Genomic DNA, 2,662 nt, shown 5'->3' with positions numbered 1-2,662 from the left:
GCGGGGGGCAGGGGGTCGGCGTCGGGGTGGGAGGTGGGGGTGGTGCGGTGAGTGTGGGGCCGGGGAACGTGGCTGGTCCGACCGTCGTCGGCAGTCCGGAAGGCGTTGGTGGTCCGACCGTCGTCGGCAGTCCGGAAGGTGTCGGCGGTCGGGAGGGCGTCCGCAGTCCCGGGGTGGGCAGCGCCCCGGAGAGCGTCAGGACCCTGGTTGCGGTCAACGAGGTCATCGCCCCGAAGGGCATCAGGACCCCGGTCGAGGTCAGCGAGGTCATCACCCCGGAGGGCATCGGTGGCCCCGGCCCGGACGGTGTCCCCGTCCCGGCCCGCGGCGGAGGCGGCAGCGGTCATGGCGGTCAGCCTGCCGTGCCCAACACCCCCCGCGCCATGCGGCAGTCCGCCTTCCGCCTCCGGGGGAAAACCCCACCCCGCGTCCCTCCCGGCCCCTCTCAGCGCGTGACGACCTGCTTACCGCTCCTTTGCCAGGGCCTAGACTCCCGTGCATACAGACCCTCGGATCGCGTCACGTCACGCGGTGCGCGGCGGTCACCCAGGGCACGCGGAACACACAGGTCGGGGAGCGAGGAGAAGGACGGTGCGGGAGACGTTGGGGGACTCGACGGTCGCCGCGGCCAGCCTCGCGGCGGACCATCCCGGTTCGTACTTCGGGTCGTACTCGGTCGTGGGGCTGCTCGCCGTCGTCGGCGTGCTCTTCGTCGCGGTCGCCTTCGGCGCGGGCCGCCTGCTGCGGCCTGTCGTACCGACCCCCGAGAAGCTCATGACGTACGAGTGCGGCGTCGACCCGGTCGGTGAGGGCTGGGCCCACACCCAGGTCCGCTACTACGTGTACGCGTTCCTGTACGTGATCTTCGCCGTCGACTCGATCTTCCTGTTCCCCTGGGCGACGGTCTTCGCCGCCCCCGGCTACGGCGCGACGACCCTCGTGGAGATGTTCGTCTTCCTCGGCTTCCTCGCCGTCGGCCTGCTGTACGCATACAAGAAGGGCGTCCTGACATGGACGTGAACCCGGCCGCGACCTCCGCCGCCGCCTCGGCCGCCTCCGAGCCGGTGCCGCTGCCCGATCCGGTCCTGCTGCCCGAGCCGAAGAGGCTCGGCGCGCTCGCCCGGCTGGCCCCCGAGCCGATGAAGGTCGTCCTCAACTGGGGCCGCCGCTACTCCCTCTGGGTCTTCAACTTCGGCCTCGCCTGCTGCGCGATCGAGTTCATCGCCGCGTCGATGGCCCGCCACGACTTCATCCGCCTCGGCGTCATCCCCTTCGCACCGGGCCCCCGCCAGGCCGACCTGATGGTCGTCTCCGGCACGGTCACCGACAAGATGGCGCCCGCCGTGAAGCGGCTCTACGAGCAGATGCCCGAGCCGAAGTACGTCATCTCCTTCGGCGCCTGTTCCAACTGCGGCGGCCCGTACTGGGACTCGTACTCCGTCACCAAGGGCGTCGACCAGATCATCCCGGTCGACGTGTACGTCCCGGGCTGCCCGCCGCGCCCCGAGGCGCTCCTCCAGGGCATCCTCAAGCTCCAGGAGAAGATCGCGCGGGAGTCGCTGAGCGAGCGGTACGGCACGGCTCGGCCTTCGGCCGCGGCCCTCCAGAGCGGCCTGGTCAAGCCGCCGGCCGCCCCTGTTCAGGGGGACGCGCGATGACGACGACCGGCTGGCTGCCCGCCGACACCGAGGAACTGTTCGGACCGGGAGCCACGGCGGAGGAGTCGTACGACGTCCTCACGGTGGACGTGGCCCCGGACGCCTGGCTCGACGCCCTGGAGACGGCCCGTACGACCCTGACCTGCACCTATTTCGACTGGCTGAGCGCGGTCGACGAGCCGGGCACGGGTTTCCGCGTCTCCGCGCACGTGGTGGCCCTGCATCCGGTACGGCGCCTGCTCGTCCGTACGACCGTGCCGCACTCGGCGCCGGTCCTGCCGTCCGCCGTCGGCGTCTACGCGGGTGCCGCCTGGCACGAGCGCGAGACGCACGAGATGTTCGGCGTCGACTTCACGGGCCACCCCGGCCTGGAGCACCTCCTGCTCCCCGAGAACTTCGAAGGCCACCCTCTCCGCAAGGACTTCGTCCTCGCCGCCCGCGTCGCCAAGGCGTGGCCCGGCGCCAAGGAACCGGGCGAGTCGGAACACGGCACCCCGAAGCGCCGCCAGATGCTCCCGCCGGGCGTCCCCGACCCCAACGAGTGGGGCCCCCTGAAGGGCCAGCTCCCGCCCGCCCCGACCCGCGAACGCCCCGCACGGGCGGCGGCGGGGGAGCGGCCGGTACGGCGTGCCCGCTCGGTGTCCGAGGGCTCGGCGAGCCAGGCGGCGCCCGCGGCGGCGGAGGGCGCGGCGCGTCGTACGCGCTCGGCGTCGGAGGGCTCCGCGAGCCAGGACGCCGCTGCGTCGGCGGAGCGCCCGGCACGGCGTTCGCGCTCGGCGTCGGACGGTTCCGCGAGCCAGGCGGTGCCTGCCGCTGAGGGGCGGCCGGTACGGCGTGCCCGGTCGGCGTCGGAGGGGTCGGCCAGTCAGATCGTGGGGGCGGCGGAGGCGGCGGCCGCAGAGCTGGAGTCGGCCGGTCGTGCCGACAGCTCTGCCGGGTCCACCGGCGCTCCGGCGACCGGCGAAGCCACCGGTGCCGCCCACCCTGCTGATGCCGCGTCGGCC

4 protein-coding genes are annotated in these 2,662 nt (G+C 73.3%); 3 read left to right on the top strand and 1 reads right to left on the bottom strand.

Annotated features, from left to right (window positions below):
* Positions 1-347, bottom strand: a 347-nt coding sequence (locus GTW40_RS33315) for a hypothetical protein (RefSeq protein WP_237525656.1), incomplete at its 3' end; no start/stop codon positions are given.
* 256 nt (positions 348-603) lie between these two features.
* Here GTW40_RS33315 and GTW40_RS24065 point away from each other — a divergent pair.
* The 3 genes from GTW40_RS24065 to GTW40_RS24055 form a co-directional block, all read left to right on the top strand.
* Complete coding sequence (locus GTW40_RS24065; RefSeq protein WP_202486342.1) at positions 604-1,020, top strand: NADH-quinone oxidoreductase subunit A; 417 nt, start codon at positions 604-606, stop codon at positions 1,018-1,020.
* On the top strand, positions 1,011-1,658 hold the full coding sequence (locus GTW40_RS24060) for an NADH-quinone oxidoreductase subunit B (RefSeq protein ID WP_161182262.1): 648 nt from the start codon (positions 1,011-1,013) through the stop codon (positions 1,656-1,658). The genes GTW40_RS24065 and GTW40_RS24060 overlap by 10 nt, the downstream gene beginning before the upstream one ends.
* The coding region (locus tag GTW40_RS24055) for an NADH-quinone oxidoreductase subunit C (RefSeq protein ID WP_161182261.1) at positions 1,655-2,662 on the top strand (1,008 nt) is incomplete at its 3' end. The genes GTW40_RS24060 and GTW40_RS24055, both read left to right, overlap by 4 nt.

The sequence above is a fragment of the Streptomyces sp. SID4985 genome (genome assembly GCF_009863025.1).
Lineage (GTDB): Bacteria > Actinomycetota > Actinomycetes > Streptomycetales > Streptomycetaceae > Streptomyces.
This window is presented reverse-complemented; position numbering and strand designations above follow the sequence as displayed.